Origin of the sequence: Pseudomonas juntendi, from assembly GCF_009932375.1 — a bacterium.
Classification (GTDB): domain Bacteria; phylum Pseudomonadota; class Gammaproteobacteria; order Pseudomonadales; family Pseudomonadaceae; genus Aquipseudomonas; species Aquipseudomonas juntendi.
Genome location: NZ_BLJG01000190.1, coordinates 1 through 19,376, shown reverse-complemented (window position 1 = coordinate 19,376; position 19,376 = coordinate 1). Strand labels below are relative to the sequence as shown.

At 64.5% G+C, this 19,376-nt stretch carries 11 protein-coding genes; 7 read left to right on the top strand and 4 right to left on the bottom strand.

What is annotated here, in order from left to right; genetic code table 11:
• Positions 1-51: 51 nt before the first annotated feature.
• Positions 52-2,205, top strand: coding sequence for a glycogen debranching protein GlgX (gene glgX, locus GYA94_RS20985; RefSeq protein ID WP_161893027.1), 2,154 nt, complete (start codon positions 52-54; stop codon positions 2,203-2,205).
• A gap of 404 nt (positions 2,206-2,609) precedes the next feature.
• Complete coding sequence (locus GYA94_RS20980) at positions 2,610-3,518, top strand: autotransporter domain-containing protein (RefSeq protein ID WP_161893026.1); 909 nt, start codon at positions 2,610-2,612, stop codon at positions 3,516-3,518.
• A gap of 55 nt (positions 3,519-3,573) precedes the next feature.
• Here GYA94_RS20980 and glgB read toward each other — a convergent pair whose 3' ends face one another.
• The 3 genes from glgB to GYA94_RS20965 all read right to left on the bottom strand — a co-directional run bounded on the left by glgB (position 3,574) and on the right by GYA94_RS20965 (position 11,222).
• Positions 3,574-5,784 carry a 1,4-alpha-glucan branching protein GlgB gene (gene glgB, locus GYA94_RS20975; protein ID WP_110676753.1) on the bottom strand — a complete coding sequence of 737 codons (2,211 nt, stop codon included), beginning with the start codon at positions 5,782-5,784 and terminating at the stop codon, positions 3,574-3,576.
• Positions 5,781-9,101, bottom strand: a complete 3,321-nt coding sequence (treS, locus tag GYA94_RS20970; protein ID WP_161893025.1) for a maltose alpha-D-glucosyltransferase — start codon at positions 9,099-9,101, stop codon at positions 5,781-5,783. Before treS ends, glgB begins: the two co-directional genes overlap by 4 nt.
• A 102-nt stretch (positions 9,102-9,203) precedes the next feature.
• On the bottom strand, positions 9,204-11,222 hold the full coding sequence (locus GYA94_RS20965) for an alpha-1,4-glucan--maltose-1-phosphate maltosyltransferase (RefSeq protein ID WP_161893024.1): 2,019 nt from the start codon (positions 11,220-11,222) through the stop codon (positions 9,204-9,206).
• 142 nt (positions 11,223-11,364) lie between these two features.
• Here GYA94_RS20965 and GYA94_RS27730 point away from each other — a divergent pair, with 142 nt between their 5' ends.
• Positions 11,365-11,526, top strand: coding sequence for a hypothetical protein (locus GYA94_RS27730; RefSeq protein ID WP_009686375.1), 162 nt, complete (start codon positions 11,365-11,367; stop codon positions 11,524-11,526).
• 87 nt (positions 11,527-11,613) lie between these two features.
• Here GYA94_RS27730 and GYA94_RS20960 read toward each other — a convergent pair whose 3' ends face one another.
• A complete protein-coding gene (locus GYA94_RS20960) occupies positions 11,614-13,296 on the bottom strand; it encodes an AMP-binding protein (RefSeq protein WP_161893023.1) in 1,683 nt (560 codons plus the stop codon).
• A gap of 323 nt (positions 13,297-13,619) precedes the next feature.
• Between GYA94_RS20960 and GYA94_RS20955 the strand changes: the two genes are divergently transcribed.
• The 4 genes from GYA94_RS20955 to GYA94_RS20940 are packed head-to-tail and all read left to right on the top strand — an operon-like array spanning position 13,620 to position 19,175.
• Positions 13,620-14,783 carry an isovaleryl-CoA dehydrogenase gene (locus GYA94_RS20955; protein WP_029886664.1) on the top strand — a complete coding sequence of 388 codons (1,164 nt, stop codon included), beginning with the start codon at positions 13,620-13,622 and terminating at the stop codon, positions 14,781-14,783.
• A gap of 15 nt (positions 14,784-14,798) precedes the next feature.
• Positions 14,799-16,406, top strand: coding sequence for a carboxyl transferase domain-containing protein (locus GYA94_RS20950; protein ID WP_161893022.1), 1,608 nt, complete (start codon positions 14,799-14,801; stop codon positions 16,404-16,406).
• 4 nt (positions 16,407-16,410) lie between these two features.
• Positions 16,411-17,226, top strand: coding sequence for a gamma-carboxygeranoyl-CoA hydratase (locus tag GYA94_RS20945; protein ID WP_161893021.1), 816 nt, complete (start codon positions 16,411-16,413; stop codon positions 17,224-17,226).
• A complete protein-coding gene (locus tag GYA94_RS20940; protein ID WP_161893020.1) occupies positions 17,223-19,175 on the top strand; it encodes an acetyl/propionyl/methylcrotonyl-CoA carboxylase subunit alpha in 1,953 nt (650 codons plus the stop codon). The genes GYA94_RS20945 and GYA94_RS20940 overlap by 4 nt, the downstream gene beginning before the upstream one ends.
• Positions 19,176-19,376 lie beyond the last annotated feature (201 nt).

Below are 19,376 nucleotides of genomic sequence, written 5' to 3'. Positions count from 1 at the left end.
GCAGCACTGCATCACTTCCATACCTTCCACCACGGCCATTTGAGGATTGCCATGAGCCCCCGTACCCCGAAGAAAACCCGCTCGGTTGCCCCAACCCGCATCCGCGAAGGCCAACCCTTTCCCCTAGGCGCCACCTGGGATGGGCTGGGCGTCAACTTCGCCCTGTTTTCGGCCAATGCCACCAAGGTCGAGCTGTGCTTGTTCGACGCCACCGGCGAGCATGAGCTCGAACGCATCGAGCTGCCCGAATACACGGACGAGATCTACCATGGCTACCTGCCCGATGCGCACCCTGGCCTGGTGTATGGCTACCGCGTCTATGGCCCGTACGAGCCGCAAAACGGTCACCGCTTCAACCCCAACAAACTGCTGATCGACCCTTATGCCAAGCAGCTGGTCGGCGAACTCAAGTGGTCCGAGGCACTGTTTGGCTACACCATCGGCCACCCCGACGACGACCTGTCGTTCGATGAACGTGACAGCGCGCCCTTCGTGCCCAAGTGCAAGGTGATCGACCCGGCGTTCACCTGGGGCCGTGACGAGCGCGTACAAGTACCTTGGGAGCGCACCATCCTCTACGAGGCGCACACCCGCGGCATCAGCATGCGCCACCCCGCCGTGCCGGAGGAGCTGCGCGGTACCTTCGCCGGCTTGGCCAACGACGAATTGCTCAAGCACATCAAGGACCTGGGTGTTTCCAGTATCGAGTTGCTGCCGATTCACGCGTTCGTCAACGACCAGCACCTGCTGGACAAAGGCCTGAACAACTACTGGGGCTACAACAGCATCGCCTTTTTCGCGCCCCACCCGCGCTACCTGGCCAGCGGCAAGATCGCCGAGTTCAAGGAGATGGTCGCGCACCTGCACGACGCTGGGCTGGAGGTGATTCTCGATGTGGTCTACAACCACACCGCCGAGGGCAACGAACGCGGCCCGACCCTGTCGATGCGCGGTATCGACAACGCCTCGTACTACCGCCTGATGCCCGATGACAAGCGCTACTACATCAACGACTCCGGCACCGGCAACACCCTCGACCTGAGCCACCCCTGTGTGCTGCAACTGGTCACCGATTCGCTGCGCTACTGGGCCGGCGAAATGCACGTGGACGGCTTCCGCTTCGACCTGGCGACCATCCTTGGCCGGTACCATGACGGCTATAGCGAGCGCCACGGCTTCCTCGTGGCCTGCCGCCAGGACCCGATGCTGAGCCAGGTCAAACTGATTGCCGAGCCGTGGGACTGCGGGCCGGGCGGCTACCAGGTGGGCAACTTCGCCCCCGGCTGGGCCGAATGGAACGACCGCTTCCGCGACACCGTGCGCGCCTTCTGGAAAGGCGATGAAGGCCAGCTGGCCGACTTTGCCGCGCGCATGACGGCCTCGGGCGACATGTTCAACAACCGCGGCCGCCGGCCGTACTCCTCGGTGAACTTCATCACCGCGCACGACGGTTTTACCTTGCGCGACCTGGTGTCGTACAACCACAAGCACAACGAAGACAACGACGAGAACAACCAGGACGGTACCGACAACAACCTGTCGTGGAACTGCGGCGCCGAAGGGCCGACCGAAGACCCGGCCGTGAACGCCCTGCGCATGCGCCAGATGCGCAACTTCTTCGCCACTTTGCTGCTGGCCCAGGGCACGCCGATGATCGTGGCGGGCGACGAGTTCAGCCGCACCCAGCACGGCAACAACAACGCCTACTGCCAGGACAGTGAGATCGGCTGGATCAACTGGGACCTCGACGAGGAAGGCAAAGAGCTGCTGGCCTTCGTCAAGCGCCTGACTCGCCTGCGCCTCACCTACCCGGTACTGCGCCGCTCGCGGTTCCTGGTCGGCGATTACAATGAAGCGATCGGGGTCAAGGACGTGACCTGGCTGGCGCCGGATGGCGGCCAGATGACCGTGGAGCAGTGGGAAGACCCGCACGGCCGCTGCCTGGGCATGCTGATCGATGGCCGCGCGCAGGTCAGCGGTATTGCCCGGCCCGGCGCCGAGGCAACCGTGCTGCTGATCGTCAACTCGCACCATGATGTGGTGCCGTTCAAGCTGCCGACAGTACCGGATGGCGATCACTGGAACTGCCTGATCGACACTGACCGGCCCGAACTGCGCAAGGGCCAGCACCTGCAGTTCGACAGCACCTTCGAGGTGAAGGGGCGCTCGATGGTGTTGATGGTGTTGCAACGCGAAGACGAGTGACCCGGGCAGGCGCGGTGGGCAGTGCCCGCCGCGGCCTCTTCAGTGCCTGTGAGATCGAACGCCGCCACTGTCGAAGCGTGGCGCTAGCAATCATTCTTCATAGCGCCCGTGCGGGAAATAGCAAACGCCGCTATAGCCGCACGGTTTTTCTTTTGAATCAGCGCCTTGGTCACCCCCACAAAAGGTGAACGGGCCTTTCACGTTTTCTTGACGCAAGCCCTCCCCTCTCCTTAGCTGAAGATTACCGAGCAGTAAAAATCTCGCGCCGAGCCTCTAGCGCGCGCCTTTGGGCGCGTGTGCCGAAGCGGGCGTGCTGGTTTGGGTCGCCCTCTGTTTTGCCGTACAGCCTATGACAACAGACCAGGTCCTCAAGCTGTACTTCACAAGAGCAAAGGAGACCCGCCATGAAAACCACTTCGAGCCCCGTGCGCATCGACCGTCTTTTCTACGCGGTTTCCACGTCGCTGCTTCTGGCAACCCCGGTGGAAACGTTCGCGTATGAGTGGTCACAGCTTTATCCGCCCCTACCCCGCAACGGCACGCAAGCGCCCGAACCGCTCGCAGCGCCCGACCAGCAGCTGATGACCGGCCCCGAGCTGTTCGTGCGTGCAACGCCAGAAGGCGATGTGCAACGCGCCGGGAGGGTGGTCGGCCACAACAACCTGCAAAGCAGCTTCAATGGTATGCGCCCGCTGTTGGGCGACAAGCCGCGCAATGCTACGCAACTGAGCGGGGAAAGCCAGGGCATGTACTGGAGCATGGCCCACGCGCAGGGCTGGCACCTGGATGCCGTGGCCGTGGGTTCGCGCATCGAGGTGGATGGCCGGGGTGACACCGGCCAACGGCCGGGCGACAGCGGCCACGCGATGACTTTCTCGGTGGAAGGCGGCTATCCGATCCCCCTGGCTGGCAGTTGGGTGATCGAACCCCAGGCGCAATTGATGAACCAGCAGTTCTTCCCCGGCAGCCAAGGGCAGCACACAACCCGGCAGGCCTTCGACAGCCAGCCCAGCTGGAGCGGCCGCGTCGGCGCCACATTGTCCGGGCGCTATGAAATGCGCGGCATGCCCCTGGAGCCTTATGTGCGGACCAACGTGTGGTATGACTTCAGCAACCCTGACGAAGTGAAGCTGGAACAGGTCGACAAGATCTCCAGTTCGCGCTTTTCGACAACGGTGGAACTGGGCCTGGGGCTGGTGGCGCGGGTAACGCCCTCGGTGGCCATGTTCGTCAGTGCCGACTACAGCAGCGATGTGGATGGCAATGACCTCAATGGGCTGATTGGCAGCCTTGGGGTGCGCATGCGGTGGTAGCCTGCGCTGGCCCTGGCGCCGGCAAACCAGCGGCAGGGCCAGCACAGCTGATGCATCAGGCGGGCTTCATCACCAGCACACCCAGCGGGGGCAGGTTCAGGGCCAGCGACTGCGGCTGGCCGTGGCTGGCGATGTCTTCGCTGTGCACCAGCCCAAGGTTGCCGACATTGGAGCCGGCGTACATCTCGGCATCGCTGTTCAACAGCTCCTGCCAGCGCTCGCCGAACGGCACGCCAATGCGGTAACCCTCACGCGGAACCGGGGTGAAGTTGGCGACCACCAGCACGGGTTCGCCACTGCTGCTCCAGCGCAGCCAGGCAAACACGCTGTTCTGCGCATCGTCACCGATCAGCCACTGGAAGCCCTGTGGCTGGCAGTCCTGCTCATGCAACGCCGGGACTTCGCGGTACAGCCGGTTGAGGTCACTCACCAGGCGCTGCACGCCCTGGTGCTCAGGGTACTGCAGCAGGTACCAGTCCAGCTGGCTATCGTGGTTCCACTCCCGCCACTGGCCAAATTCACAGCCCATGAACAGCAGCTTCTTGCCGGGGTGGGCCCACATGAAGGCCAGGTAAGCGCGCAGGTTGGCGAACTTCTGCCAGCGGTCGCCGGGCATCTTGTCGATCAGCGAGTGCTTGCCGTGTACCACTTCGTCGTGGGAAATGGGCAGGATGAAATGCTCGGAGTAGGCATACACCAGGCCAAAGCTCATCTCGTTGTGGTGGTGGGCACGGTGGACCGGGTCGTTCTGGATATAGTGCAGGGTGTCGTGCATCCAGCCCATGTTCCATTTGTAGGCAAAGCCCAGCCCGCCCTGCTCGATCGGCTGGCTGACCCCGGGCCAGGCGGTGGACTCCTCGGCGATGATCAACGCCCCCGGCGCCTCATGGGCCGCCACACCGTTGAGGTGGCGAATGAAGTCGATGGCCTCGAGGTTTTCGCGCCCGCCGTGGCGGTTGGGCACCCACTCGCCGGCCTTGCGCGAATAGTCCCGGTACAGCATCGAGGCCACCGCATCGACGCGCAGCCCGTCGATGTGGAAATGCTTCAACCAATGCAGCGCAGAGGCCATCATGAACCCGCGCACCTCATTGCGGCCCAGGTTGTAGATCAGCGTGTTCCAGTCCTGGTGGTAGCCTTCCAGCGGGTTGTCGTACTCGTACAGGGCCGTGCCGTCGAAGCGCGCCAGGCCATGTTCGTCTGTGGGGAAGTGTGCCGGTACCCAGTCCAGCAATACCCCGATGCCGCCCTGGTGGCAGGCATCGATGAAGGCGGCGAAGTCTTCGGCACTGCCGTAGCGTGAGGTGGGGGCGAACATCGACAGTGGCTGGTAGCCCCAGGAACCGCCGAACGGGTGTTCCATGATCGGCAGCAGTTCAATATGGGTGAAGCCCAGCGCCTGCACATACGGCACCAGACGCTCGGCCAGTTCCCGCCAGTTGTAGTAGCGCCCAACTTCGCCGGCCTCGTCCATTTCGCAGCGCCAGGAGCCGGGGTGCAGCTCATAGATCGACAATGGCGCGTTGTACGCATGGCGCTGCGCCCGTTGCGCCATCCAGTCGTGGTCTTGCCAGGCATGGCCCAGCTCACCCGCTACCTTGGACGCCGTGCTGGGCGGCAATTCGGTAGCGCGGGCCAGGGGGTCGGCCTTCAACGGCAGGATGCCATCCTTGCCGAGCACTTCGAACTTGTAGGTTTCACCCACGCCCAGCCGTGGGATGAACAGCTCCCACACCCCGGCACCATGGCGCAGGCGCATCAGGTGGCGGCGCCCATCCCAGTTGTTGAAGTCGCCCACCACCGATACCCGCCGGGCGTTGGGGGCCCACACCGAAAAGCACACCCCGTCGACGCCCTCGACCTGCACCGGCTGCGCGCCGAAACGCCCGGACAGGTCGCGGTGGTTGCCCTCGGCAAACAGGTGCAGGTCCATGTCGCCCAATTGCGGACCGAAACTATACGGGTCCTCGGTCACCTGCTCGCCACCGGCCCAGCCGATCTGCAGCAGGTAAGGCTGTGCTGTATCGAGGTGCGCGGTGAACAAGCCTGGCAGGCTGCCCTGCGCCATTTCGGTAAGGATGCGCCCGTCTTCGCGGGCAAGAATGCGCACATTCAGGGCGCCGGGGAGGAAGGCGTTGACCACCTGCCCGCCAGCGCCGTCGTCATGGGGGCCGAGTACCGCAAATGGATCGGCGTGTTCGGCGCGGGCCAGGGCGTCGAGGTCCCGTTGCCGAAGGCCGCCGTTTTCACGCGTTGTTACGTTCATTCTGACTCTCCCCAGGTACTGATCAGTCCATGCAAGCCATGCAAAGGCACGGCCAGCCAACTCGGCCGGTTCTCGGCTTCATAAGTAATTTCGTAGGCGGCCTTTTCCAGACAGAAAAGCTCCAGTGCAGCACGCTCGCCTTCCGCCTGCTGCCAGGCATGGGGCATGGCAGCGGTGGCCAGCCCGTACGCCTCGATGAAGGCATGCCGCGACTGGTGCAGGTACTGCCGGGCCACCCGTTGCCGCGCCTGCCGAGCCGCCTCGGAAAGGTCCACCGTAGACGCGCTGCGCAAGATCATCGCAGCAGCATAGTCGAACGACCGCAGTACGCCGCTGACATCTTTGTAAGGGCTGTGTTTGGCCCTGCGTTCTTCCAGGGGCCGGGCCGGCTCACCCTCGAAATCGATCAGGTAGGCATCGCCCTGCACCACCAGCACCTGGCCCAGGTGCAAGTCACCGTGCACGCGCATCAGCAAGCCGCCCTCGGCCTGCTCGGCCAACTGGCGAACATGCTCGACCAGGCCGTCGCGCTGTTGCTGCAGGTCGTCGACCAGCGCCTGGCTGTCGCGGTCCAGGTGGTCGCGGTGCTGCGCCAGCAGGTCGAGGGCATGGGTCAACTCGGCACTGATCTGGGTCACCCAGCGTTCGCGGTCCTGGGCATCGCTGGGCCGCGGCTGGAAGGCCGGGTCATCGGTGGGTGCTGCCAGCAACACGTGCATCTCGCCCAGGCGCTGGCCGAACAAGGCGGCGAAGGCTGTGAGTTCGGCGAGGGCGTCGGTATGTGCCTCGGTATCCGAACGGGTGGGCTCCATCTGGTCACGGATGGCGCGCTCCAGGGTGTTCTGGGTCCAGGCCCAGGCATCGCCCTGGTTGCTCAGGTAGCCTTGGGCGATCATCAGCAGGTGCGGGGCTGCCTGCGCATCTACGCGGCTGACCCAGGCCAGCAGTGGTGAAATATTGGCGAAGCCGGCAGTGGTCAGGTAGGCGCTCATTTCAAGCTCCGGGTGAATGCCCGGATTGACCCGGCGGATCAACTTGAGCACCACGCGGTCGCCGATGACCACCGAGCTGTTGGACTGTTCGGCGCTGAGGTAGCGCACCTCGCTTTCTTCATTCAGCCCCAGGCCGGCCAGTTGCTCGGTGCTGTCGAAACGCAGCTCGCCGTCAGCGTCGCCGCACGCCAGCCGCGTGCTTTCCTGGCACGCACGCAATACGGCGCGGATGAACGGCTCAAGCACGAACGCATCGGTAATCAGACCCACCTGATGGGCCCGGCGCACCCGGGACAACGCCAGTTGCTGTGGCAGCGCACTGTTGATCTGCTCCTCGGGCAGCAGCCCGAACGGCAATTGATAACGGGTGGCCACGCCGTCACTGAGCACTTCGAGCTCGCTGAGCAATACCGGGGTAGTGGCGGTGCCGAAACGCACCCCATAACACAGCCGTACCTGGTCTATGGGCCCTTCCTTGCCCGCGAACCAGCGCCGTTTCGGCAGGTACTGGGGCAGGATGTTGGTTTGCAGGGTGTCGCTGGCAGGCGCCGCCAGCAGTTCTTCCATGCGTTTGCGCAATACCAGCGTAATCAATTCGGGTAACCCCTCGGTGGGCTGGGCGTGCCAGCTGGGCATACGGTCGTGTGATGCCAGCAGGAACCAGTAAAAGGCATAGGGTGGCAATGTCAGCAGGAACGGCAGGTGACCGATCGGCGGGAAGGCACTGCCCCCAAGCATCTCCACCGGTACTTTGTCGGCGTACTGTGACAATTCCAGTTCTGCCGCCTGGGCGGCGCGGGAGACGTTGGCCACGCACAGGATGACCTCGGTGTTGCCATCGGCATCGGTGTATTCGCGAATGTAGGCCAGGATGCGCCGGTTGCTGGGGCTCAGCGTGCGCAGCGTGCCACGGCCGAAAGCCTTCTGTTGCTTGCGCACCGCCAGCATGCGCCGGGTCCAGTTGAGCAGCGAGTGCGGGTCGTGGCTTTGTGCCTCGACGTTGACCGTCTGGTAGCCGTACAACGGGTCCATCACCGGGGGCAGCACCAGGCGCTGTGGGTCGGCGCGGGAAAAACCGCCATTGCGGTCCGGGGACCATTGCATGGGCGTGCGCACGCCATCGCGGTCGCCCAGGTAGATGTTGTCGCCCATGCCCAGCTCGTCACCGTAGTACAGCGTGGGCGTGCCGGGCATCGACAGCAGCAGGCTGGTGAGCAGTTCGATGCGCCGGCGGTCACGCTGCAGCAAGGGCGCCAGGCGCCGACGGATGCCTAGGTTGATGCGCGCGCGGCGGTCTTCTGCGTAGTAGTTCCACAGGTAGTCGCGCTCGCGGTCGGTGACCATTTCCAGGGTCAGCTCATCGTGGTTGCGCAGAAAGATCGCCCATTGGCAGTTGGCCGGGATCTCCGGGGTCTGGCGCAGGATGTCGGTGATCGGGAAACGGTCTTCCATGGCCAGGGCCATGTACATGCGCGGCATCAGCGGGAAATGAAAGGCCATGTGGCACTCGTCGCCGTCGCCTTCGCCGAAGTACGGGCGGGTGTCCTCCGGCCACTGGTTGGCTTCGGCAAGCAGCATGCGGTCTGGGTAGTTGGCATCGATCTCGGCGCGAATGGCCCTGAGCACCCCGTGGGTTTCAGCGAGGTTTTCGTTGTTGGTGCCATCACGCTCGATCAGGTAAGGGATGGCGTCCAGGCGCAGCCCGTCCACGCCCAGGTCGAGCCAGAAGCGCATCACCCCGATTACCGCCTTGAGCACCTGCGGGTTGTCGAAGTTGAGGTCTGGCTGGTGCGAGTAGAAGCGGTGCCAGAAATACTGGCCTGCCACCGGGTCCCAGGTCCAGTTGGACTTTTCGGTGTCGAGGAAAATGATGCGGGTGCCATCGTACTTCTGGTCGTCATCGGACCATACGTAAAAGTCGCGCGCCTTGCTGCCACGCTTGGCGTGGCGGGCGCGCTGGAACCAGGGGTGCTGGTCGCTGGTGTGGTTGATGACCAGTTCGGTGATGACCCGCAGGCCACGCTTGTGCGCCTCGGCGATGAAGCGCCGTGCATCGGCCATGCTGCCGTAGTCCGGGTGCACGGCCTTGTACTCGGCGATGTCGTAGCCGTCGTCGCGCCGCGGCGAAGGATAGAACGGCAGCAACCACAGGGTGTTGACGCCCAGCTCGGCAATGTAGTCCAGCTTGCTGATCAGGCCGGCGAAATCACCGATGCCATCGTTGTTCGAGTCGAAGAACGACTTGATGTGCAACTGGTAGATGACAGCGTCCTTGTACCACAGCGGGTCGTCGATGAAGGCTGCCGGGCGGGAACGCTTGGCCATGGGTGACTCCTTGCATGTCTGTGGACCGTGTTGGCTGGCGTTGCGGCTGCCGTGCAGCCTATTTGCCGGCGATGGGCCGCGAGGCGGCCCGGTACCTATGCCCTAACCGGCCTTTTCGATACGCCAGATGCCGAATGGTTGGTGCCAAGGTTCGATGCGCATGAACTGGGTCTTGCCGTACCACGACCAACGGTGGCCATTCATCAGGTCTTCACCCTGGGTTTGGGCGTTGTCATCGAGCCCCAGCTCCCACAGCGGCAGCTCGAAGTGCGCCTCCTGGGCGTTGTGCGGGTCTAGGCTGATTGCCACGAGGATGTAGTTGTCGCGCTCGGGCGTACGCTTGGCGAAGTACAGGATGTTGTCGTTCCAGCAATTGAAGAACGCCACGCCGAGGTGGGTTTGCAAGGCCGGGTTCTGCCGGCGGATGCGATTGAGCTGGGCGATTTCGGCAATGATGTTGCCGGGCTGGCTGAAGTCGCGTGGGCGCAGCTGGTATTTCTCCGAGTCCAGGTATTCCTCCTTGCCTGGCAACGCGGCGCTTTCGCACAGTTCGAACCCGGAATACATGCCCCACAACCCTGAGCCCATGGTCGCCAATGCCGCACGAATGAGGAAGCCGGCCCGGCCGGAGGTGTGCAGGAAGAACGGGTTGATGTCGGGGGTGTTGACGAAAAAATTGGGGCGGTAGCACTGGCTCCATGGCGGCTGGTTGAGTTGCTCGAAAAATTCGCGCAGCTCTTGCTTGGTGTTGCGCCAGGTGAAGTAGGTGTAGCTTTGCGAATAGCCGACCTTGCCCAAGCGCGCCATCATGGCGGGCTTGGTGAACGCCTCAGCGAGGAAGATCACCTCCGGGTACTGGCTGCGCACATTGGCGATCAGCCATTGCCAGAATGGCAGCGGCTTGGTGTGCGGGTTATCGACGCGGAACGTCTTCACGCCTTCCTCGACCCAGCCCACCACCACATCGCGCAGCGCCAACCAAAGGCTGGGTACTGCTTCGGGGGCATAGAAGTCGACGTTTACGATGTCCTGGTATTTTTTTGGCGGGTTCTCGGCATAGCGGATGGTGCCGTCCGGGCGCCAACTGAACCAGCCCGGGTGCTGCTTGAGCCAGGGGTGGTCCTGGGAGCACTGGATGGCGAAGTCGAGGGCAATTTCCAGGCCGTGCTCGGCAGCCGCCGCCACCAGGCGGCGGAAGTCTTCGCGGCTGCCCAACTGCGGGTGAATCGCTTCGTGGCCACCCTCTGCACTGCCGATGGCATAGGGGCTGCCCGGGTCACCCGGCTCGGCCGTGAGCGCATTGTTGCGCCCCTTGCGGTGCTGCAGGCCAATAGGGTGAATGGGCGGGAAGTACAGCACGTCGAAGCCCATGTCACGGATCATCGGCAGCCGCTGGTGCACATCGTTGAAGGTGCCATGGCGCTGCGGGTCATCGGTGATCGAGCGTGGGAACAGTTCGTACCAACTGGCGAACTGCGCAGCCGGGCGGTCGACATCGAGCGGGAATTCGCGGCTGCGGGCCAGGTAGCTGCGGTGCTCGGCCTCGGCCATCAGCCGGGCGGTGCGCGGGTCCAGCAGCAGCGCCACCTGGTCGTCACTGCCCACCTCCGCCAGGCGCTGCAGCACGGCCTCAAGCTCGTTGCGCACGGCGCCATCGCACAGGGCAATGCCCTGGCCGAGCATCAGCCGCCCCTCTTCCAGCTCCAGCCTGACCTCGACGCCAGCATGGTACTTTTTTTCCAGGTCGTGGCAGTACGTGGCGAACGGGTCGATCCAGGCCTGGATAACGAACACATGCGGCCCCAGCTCGGTGGGGGTGAACTCGGCCAGCCACAGGTCGTTGCCCGCCGACTGCATCGGCACGCATTGCCAACGCTGGCTGTGCGCCGGGCGCCAGTTGAGCACCACGGCCAGGCGATCGTGGCCATCGCTGTAGACCTTGCTGCTGACGGCAACCGGTTGACCACTGATGGCCTTGGCGGCGAAGGTGCCGGCGTCGAGCACCGGCTGGGTGTCCTCGATCACGATGCGAGGGGCCAGCAGCGCCTGGGCCAGGCTGATGGCCTGGTCAGGATGATCGTTGGCCATTGGCACGCTTTCAAAAAGCTCGTTTCGTGACATCGACCTTGCTCCCTCAGGCTGGTGGCGGTAAGGGTTCAGAGCCGGGCGCGGGCGTGAGGGTTCAAAAAAAACTGAGCGAATCGCAGCTGGCCGAAGTCCAAGCCTGCAGTACCTCTTCAAACCACCCACGCGAGGTCAGGCCATGAACATTCCAACACCACCGGAAACCCCCGATCCGAACATCGACGACCCGAGCTTGCCGCCGCCCGTGCCGGAGCAAGACCCGGACGAGCTGCCGGTCAAGCCAACCGAACCGCCGACGGTGGGCGACCCGCCGAACCAGGAACCACCGGTGAAAGCCTAAGGGTAGACCAGGTTACCGACCTTGCCGCCTGCAAGGTCGGTGCAGGCGGGCAACTGCCGGTGCGGGTAAACCGGACAGCCTGGTCCGTCAACCCGCGCTATAGACACCGAGTTCGGCGATGCTGATCTCGCGCATGCGAAACTTCTGCACCTTACCGGTTACCGTCATCGGGTATTCGTCTACGAAACGGATATGCCGCGGCACCTTGTAGTGGGCGATGCGGGCCTTGCACCAGCATTGCAGCTCTTCGGCGGTGGCCGTGTGGCCAGGGTGCAACTTGATCCATGCGACGATCTGCTCGCCATAACGGCTGCACGGAATACCGATCACCTGGGCGTCCGCCACTGCCGGGTGGGTATAGAAGAATTCTTCCAGCTCGCGCGGGTAGATGTTCTCGCCACCGCGAATGATCATGTCCTTGTTGCGCCCCACGATCCGCACGTAGCCGTGCTCGTCCATCACCGCCAGGTCACCCGAGTGCATCCAGCCGGCCGGGTCGATGGCTGCCGCGGTACCCTCGGGGTTGTCCCAGTAGCCGAGCATCACGCTGTAGCCGCGGGTACATAGTTCGCCGATCTCGCCGCGCGGAACGATGCAGCCGTCAGCGTCTACCAGCTTGTTTTCCAGCTGTGGCTGCGTGCGGCCAACGGTGGTAACCCGTAGCTCCAGCTCATCCTCTGGCCCGGTTTGCAGCGAAACCGGGCTGGTTTCGGTCATGCCATAGGCGATTTGCACCTCGGCCATGTGCAACTGGTCGATCACCCGGCGCATTACTTCGATCGGGCAGGTGGCCCCTGCCATGATGCCGCTGCGCAGGCTGGAAAGGTCCACCTGGGCGCGTAGCGGGTGGTCGAGCATGGCGATGAACATGGTAGGCACGCCATAGAGAATGCTCGCACGCTCCTCGGCCACGGCACGCAGGGTGAGTTCGGCATCGAAGGCATCGTTGGGGTAGATCATGGTGCTGCCGTGGGTGATGCAACCCAGGTTGGCCATGACCATGCCAAAGCAGTGGTAAAGCGGCACCGGGATCACCATGCGGTCGCGCTCGCCCAGGCCCAGGCTTTCGCCGACCATGAAGCCGTTGTTGAGGATGTTGTAGTGGCTCAGCGTGGCGCCCTTGGGTGCACCGGTAGTGCCGGAGGTGTACTGGATATTCACCGGTTGGTCGAACTGCAGCCCGCTTTGGCGGGCCAGGTAGGCTTCGCTCGAGGTTTGCCCGGCCAGCCCGGCCAGGGCTTGCCATGCCATGAAACCGGCCGGCGGGTTGGCTGCCAGGCTGATGACCCCGCGCAGCTCGGGTAGGCGCTGGCTGGCCAGTGCGCCCGCGGGGGCGCTCGCCAGCTCTGGCACCAGCGCCTGAACCATGGCGTGATAATCGGAGCCTTTGAAAGCATCGGCGCAAACCAGCCAGCGGCACCCGGCCTGGCGCAACACGTATTCCAACTCACCCACCCGGTAGGCCGGGTTGATGTTGACCAGAATCGCCCCGACCTTGGCGCTGGCCAGTTGCAACACGCACCATTCGGCGCAGTTGGGTGACCAAAGGCCCAACCGGTCGCCGCGGTTCAGGCCCAGCGCCATCAAGGCGCGGGCACACGCGTCGACCTGTTCGGCCAGTTGCCGCCAGCTGTAGCGCACGCCCTGGTGGCGCGAAACCAGGGCTTGGCCATCGGCGCAACGCGCCACGGTGGCGTCAAAGGCCTGGCCGATGGTCTGGGTCAGCAACGGCTGGTCCTGGCGGCCGCGGGTATAGCTTGGTTGACTCATGGGTGTCCCTTCTTGTGGTTGTTCTGGGCACGGCTGAAGCAAGCGGAGATACTCTGGCGCAGATTTACGTTTACGTAAAGGTGATGATCAGATTGACACCCGGCCTAAGCCAGGTTTACGTTAACGTAAAGGTGATGAACAACACCGATCCTCAGGCGTGAAGCCGAACCCTGTGGGAGCGGGCGTGCCCGCGAATGCGATCATTCAGGAAATTGACGGCGGCCCTGCTGATGCATTCGCGGGCACGCCCGCTCCCACAGGGTCCGGCGACAGCTCCATGAGCTACGGTGTAACCCATTTCAAGAACAACAAGGTGCCCCTGCATGCATTACCCCACCCTGAACTTCGCCCTGGGCGAAACCATCGACATGCTCCGTGACCAGGTGCGCACCTTCGTCGCCGCCGAGCTGGCCCCGCGTGCCGCGCAAATCGACCACGACAACCTGTTCCCTGCCGATATGTGGCGCAAGTTCGGCGACATGGGCCTGTTGGGCATCACCGTGTCGGAAGAATATGGCGGCGCCGGCCTCGGCTACCTGGCCCACGTGGTGTCCATGGAGGAAATCAGCCGGGCCTCGGCGTCGGTGGCACTGTCCTACGGTGCCCACTCCAACCTGTGCGTCAACCAGATCAACCGCAACGGCAGCCACGCACAGAAACTCAAGTACCTGCCCAAGCTGATCAGCGGCGAGCACATTGGCGCACTGGCCATGAGCGAGCCCAATGCCGGCTCCGACGTGGTGTCGATGAAGCTGCGCGCAGAAAAGCGCGGCGACCGCTACGTACTCAACGGCAGCAAGACCTGGATCACCAACGGCCCGGACGCCAATACCTATGTGATCTATGCCAAGACCGACCTGGACAAGGGTGCCCACGGCATCACCGCGTTCATCGTCGAGCGCGACTGGCCAGGCTTCAGCCGCAGCAACAAGTTCGACAAGCTGGGCATGCGCGGCTCCAACACCTGCGAGCTGTTCTTCGACAACGTCGAAGTACCGGAAGAAAACATTCTCGGCCAGCTGAACGGCGGTGTACGCGTGTTGATGAGCGGCCTGGACTACGAGCGCGTGGTGTTGTCGGGCGGGCCGACCGGCATCATGCAAAGCTGCATGGACCTGGTGGTCCCGTACATTCACGACCGCAAGCAGTTCGGCCAGAGCATCGGCGAGTTCCAGCTGATCCAGGGCAAGATCGCCGACATGTACACCCAGCTCAATGCCAGCCGCGCCTACCTGTATGCCGTGGCCCAGGCCTGTGACCGTGGCGAGACCACCCGCAAGGACGCTGCCGGGGTCATCCTGTACACCGCCGAGCGGGCTACGCAAATGGCCCTGGAAGCCATCCAGATCCTTGGCGGCAACGGCTATATCAATGAATTCCCGGCTGGCCGCCTGCTGCGCGATGCCAAGCTCTACGAGATCGGTGCCGGCACCAGCGAAATCCGTCGGATGCTGATCGGCCGCGAACTGTTCAACGAGACGCGCTGATCTGCGCCAGGGGTCATGATGATTCTCAAGTCACAGCTCAATACCAAGGCGGCGGATTATGCCCACAGCCATGCCGCCATGGCCGCCCAGGTCCAGGCCCTGCGCGGCCTGCTGGCCCGGGTCGCCCAGGGCGGCGGGCCCAAGGCTCAGGAACGGCACACCTCCCGCGGCAAACTGCTGCCACGCGAGCGCATCGACCGCCTGCTGGACCCGGGCTCGCCGTTCCTCGAGATCGGCCAGCTGGCGGCCCACGAGGTCTACGGCGAGGACGTGCCGGCTGCCGGGGTGATCGCCGGCATCGGCCGCGTAGAAGGCGTGGAATGCATGATCGTGGCCAACGACGCTACGGTCAAAGGTGGCTCGTACTACCCGCTGACGGTGAAAAAGCACCTGCGTGCGCAGGCCATCGCCCAGCAAAACCGCTTGCCGTGCATCTACCTGGTGGACTCGGGGGGTGCCAACCTGCCCCGCCAGGACGAGGTGTTCCCTGACCGCGAGCACTTCGGTCGGATCTTCTTCAACCAGGCCAACATGAGCGCCCAGGGCATCCCGCAGATCGCCGTGGTGATGGGCTCGTGCACTGCCGGTGGTGCCTACGTGCCGGCGATGGCCGACGAAGCGATCATGGTGCGCCAGCAGGCGACCATTTTCCTCGCCGGCCCGCCGCTGGTAAAAGCCGCCACGGGCGAAGTGGTCAGTGCCGAGGACCTGGGCGGGGCCGATGTGCACTGCCGTACCAGTGGCGTGGCCGACCATTACGCCGACAACGACGAACACGCCCTGGCCATTGCCCGGCGCTGCGTGGCCAACCTCAACTGGCACAAGCTGGGCAAGCTGCAACGCCTGGCCCCGGTGGCACCGCTGTACGCCGCCGACGAGCTGTATGGCGTGGTGCCCGCCGATGCCAAGCAGCCGTTCGATGTGCGCGAAGTGATCGCCCGGTTGGTCGACGGCTCGCTGTTCGACGAATTCAAGGCGTTGTTCGGTACCACCCTGGTCTGCGGCTTTGCCCACCTGCATGGCTACCCGGTGGCGATCCTGGCCAACAACGGCATCCTGTTCGCCGAAGCGGCGCAAAAAGGCGCGCACTTCATCGAGCTGGCCTGCCAGCGCGGTATCCCGCTGCTGTTCCTGCAGAACATCACCGGGTTCATGGTGGGCAAGAAGTACGAGGAAGGCGGTATCGCCAAGCATGGCGCCAAGCTGGTGACTGCCGTGGCCTGCGCCCAGGTGCCGAAATTCACGGTGATCATTGGCGGCAGCTTCGGTGCCGGCAACTATGGCATGTGCGGCCGTGCCTACGACCCACGCTTTTTGTGGATGTGGCCGAACGCGCGGATCGGTGTGATGGGCGCCGAGCAGGCCGCCGGTGTGCTGGCCCAGGTCAAGCGCGAGCAAAGCGAGCGCAGTGGCCAGCCGTTCAGTGCCGAAGACGAAGCCAGGCTCAAGCAGCCGATTCTCGACCAGTACGAACAGCAGGGCCACCCCTACTACTCCAGTGCCCGGCTATGGGACGACGGCGTCATCGACCCGGCGCAAACCCGCGACATCCTGGGCCTGGCACTGTCCGCTGCGCTGAACGCGCCGATCGAAGCGAGCCGCTTCGGCATTTTCCGGATGTGACCCCATGAGCGATTTCAGCACCCTCGAAGTAATTCGCGACCCCCGCGGCTTCGCCACCCTGTGGCTTAGCCGCGAGGACAAGAACAACGCGTTCAACGCGCAGATGATCCGCGAGCTGATCGTCGCCATCGATCGGCTGGCCGACGATACCGGCCTGCGCTTCGTACTGCTGCGCGGGCGTGGCCGGCACTTCAGCGCCGGTGCCGACCTGGCCTGGATGCAGCAGTCGGCGCAGCTGGATTTCAACACCAACCTGGATGACGCCCATGAACTGGGCGAACTGATGTACGCCCTGCACCGGCTCAAGGTACCGACCCTGGCCGTGGTCCAAGGTGCGGCGTTTGGCGGCGCACTGGGCCTGATCAGTTGCTGTGACATGGCCATTGGCGCCGAAGACGCCCAGTTGTGCCTGTCGGAAGTGCGCATCGGCCTGGCCCCGGCGGTGATCAGCCCGTTCGTGGTCAAGGCCATCGGCGAGCGTGCCGCGCGCCGCTATGCCCTGACTGCCGAGCGCTTCAGCGGTATACGGGCCCGCGAACTGGGCCTGCTGGCCGAGGTGTACCCCGCCACTGAGCTGGACGCACAGGTGGCGCTATGGGTGAACAACTTGCTGCACAACGCTCCGCTGGCCCTGCGTGCCACCAAAGAGCTTTTGCGTGAAGTGGACGACGGCGAACTCAGCCCGGCGCTGCGCCGCTACTGCGAGAACACCATCGCCCGCATCCGCGTCAGCGCCGAAGGCCAGGAGGGCCTGCGCGCCTTCCTGGAGAAACGCCCACCCGCCTGGCAAACCGCTGAGACCAAGGAGCCGCGCCCATGAGCCGCCCCGCTTTGACCACCCTGCTGGTCGCCAACCGCGGCGAAATCGCCTGCCGGGTGATGCGCACCGCCAAGGCCATGGGCCTGACCACCGTCGCCGTGCACAGCGCCATCGACCGTGACGCGCGGCATAGCCGCGAAGCGGATATCCGCGTGGACCTGGGTGGCACCAAGGCCGCCGACAGCTACCTGCTGGTCGACAAGCTGCTGGCTGCTGCCAAGGCCAGCGGTGCCCAGGCCATTCACCCAGGTTACGGCTTCCTGTCCGAGAACGCAGGCTTCGCCCGCGCCATCGAGCAGGCGGGGCTGATCTTCCTCGGCCCACCGGCCAGCGCCATCGACGCCATGGGCAGCAAGTCGGCGGCCAAGGCGTTGATGGAGGCCGCTGGGGTGCCCCTGGTGCCCGGTTACCACGGCGAAGCCCAGGACCTCGACACCTTCCGCGACGCGGCCAGGCGCATCGGCTACCCGGTGCTGCTGAAGGCCAGCGCCGGCGGTGGGGGCAAGGGCATGAAGGTGGTCGAGGAGGAAAGCCAGCTGGCCGATGCCCTGGCGTCGGCCCAGCGTGAGGCGCAGGCGTCGTTCGGCGATGCGCGCATGCTGGTGGAGAAGTACGTGCTCAAGCCGCGCCATGTGGAAATCCAGGTGTTCGCCGACCAGCACGGCCATTGCCTGTACCTCAACGAGCGCGATTGCTCGATCCAGCGTCGCCACCAGAAGGTGGTCGAAGAAGCTCCCGCCCCCGGCCTGTCGGCCGAACTGCGCCGGGCCATGGGCGAGGCGGCGGTACGGGCGGCGCAAGCGATTGGCTATGTCGGTGCCGGTACGGTGGAATTCCTGCTCGACGCCCGTGGCGCGTTCTTCTTCATGGAAATGAATACCCGCCTACAGGTGGAGCACCCGGTCACCGAGGCCATTACCGGCCTGGATCTAGTGGCCTGGCAAATTCGTGTGGCGTGCGGCGAAACCCTGCCGATCACCCAGGAGCAGGTGCCGCTGATCGGCCATGCCATTGAAGTTCGCCTGTACGCCGAGGACCCGGCCAACGAGTTTCTGCCGGCGACCGGCACGCTGGCGCTGTACCGTGAATCGGCAGCTGGCGAAGGCCGGCGGGTGGACAGTGGCGTGAGCGAAGGCGATGCGGTGTCGCCGTTCTACGACCCGATGCTGGGCAAGCTGATTGCCTGGGGTGACAACCGCGAGCAGGCACGCCTGCGCTTGCTGGCGATGCTCGACGAATTCGCCATTGGTGGGGTGAAGACCAACCTCGCGTTCCTGCGGCGCATTCTGGCGCACCCGGCGTTCGCCGCGGCGCAACTGGATACCGGCTTCATTGCGCGGCACCAGGCCGCGTTGCTGCCGGCACCACAGCCGCTGCCGGTCAGTTTCTGGGAGGCCGCAGCCGAAGCCTGGCGACAGGGCCAGGCCGGGCAGCAGCGCGAAGATGACCCCGGTTCGCCATGGGCCGAGCGCAGCGGCCTGCGCCTGGGCCTGCCCGCGCGCAGTAGCCTGCACTTGGTCAGTGCTGGCCAGGCCCACGCTGTGGGCTTGGAGCACAGTGCGGCGCCCACCTGGCAGTTACTGGGCGAGCAGTTGGTGCATGACCACGACGGCGTGCGTCGCCAGCACCTGGCGATGCGCCGCGGGGCTACGCTGTACTTGCAGTGGGGCGGCGAGATGCATGCCATCGAAGCCTTCGACCCGATTGCCGAGGCCGAGGCCAGCCACGGTCACCAGGGCGGCCTGGGCGCCCCCATGAACGGCAGTATCGTGCGGGTGCTGGTGGCGCCGGGGCAGCGGGTGGAAGCCGGTACCGCGCTGGTGGTGTTGGAGGCCATGAAAATGGAGCACAGCATTCGCGCGCCTCATGATGGCACGGTGAACGCGTTGTTTTGCCAGGAAGGGGATATGGTCAGCGAAGGGACGGTGCTGGTCGAATTGGCGGAGTGAGTTGGCTGGGGGTTGAGTGTTCGCCATACCCTTTGCAGCGCCTGTGAGACCGAGCGCCGCCCGCGCGGCGCATCGCGAGCTGCGCTCGCTCCTACGTTTGTTTCGGGCCAGTTATGCCTGGGGGATTTGCGCGCGAACCCTTTGGCGCATGCCTCAATATCGCGTCGTGTATGAACCAGGCGGTCGCGCGCGCCTCTCTCC

What these genes read in the sequence shown, in the direction of transcription:
- glgX (WP_161893027.1), top strand. Translation starts at nt 52, where the DNA reads ATGAGCCCCCGTACCCCGAAGAAAACCCGCTCGGTTGCCCCAACCCGC.
- GYA94_RS20980 (WP_161893026.1), top strand. Translation starts at nt 2,610, where the DNA reads ATGAAAACCACTTCGAGCCCCGTGCGCATCGACCGTCTTTTCTACGCG.
- glgB (WP_110676753.1), bottom strand. Translation starts at nt 5,784, where the DNA reads ATGAACGTAACAACGCGTGAAAACGGCGGCCTTCGGCAACGGGACCTC.
- treS (WP_161893025.1), bottom strand. Translation starts at nt 9,101, where the DNA reads ATGGCCAAGCGTTCCCGCCCGGCAGCCTTCATCGACGACCCGCTGTGG.
- GYA94_RS20965 (WP_161893024.1), bottom strand. Translation starts at nt 11,222, where the DNA reads ATGTCACGAAACGAGCTTTTTGAAAGCGTGCCAATGGCCAACGATCAT.
- GYA94_RS27730 (WP_009686375.1), top strand. Translation starts at nt 11,365, where the DNA reads ATGAACATTCCAACACCACCGGAAACCCCCGATCCGAACATCGACGAC.
- GYA94_RS20960 (WP_161893023.1), bottom strand. Translation starts at nt 13,296, where the DNA reads ATGAGTCAACCAAGCTATACCCGCGGCCGCCAGGACCAGCCGTTGCTG.
- GYA94_RS20955 (WP_029886664.1), top strand. Translation starts at nt 13,620, where the DNA reads ATGCATTACCCCACCCTGAACTTCGCCCTGGGCGAAACCATCGACATG.
- GYA94_RS20950 (WP_161893022.1), top strand. Translation starts at nt 14,799, where the DNA reads ATGATGATTCTCAAGTCACAGCTCAATACCAAGGCGGCGGATTATGCC.
- GYA94_RS20945 (WP_161893021.1), top strand. Translation starts at nt 16,411, where the DNA reads ATGAGCGATTTCAGCACCCTCGAAGTAATTCGCGACCCCCGCGGCTTC.
- GYA94_RS20940 (WP_161893020.1), top strand. Translation starts at nt 17,223, where the DNA reads ATGAGCCGCCCCGCTTTGACCACCCTGCTGGTCGCCAACCGCGGCGAA.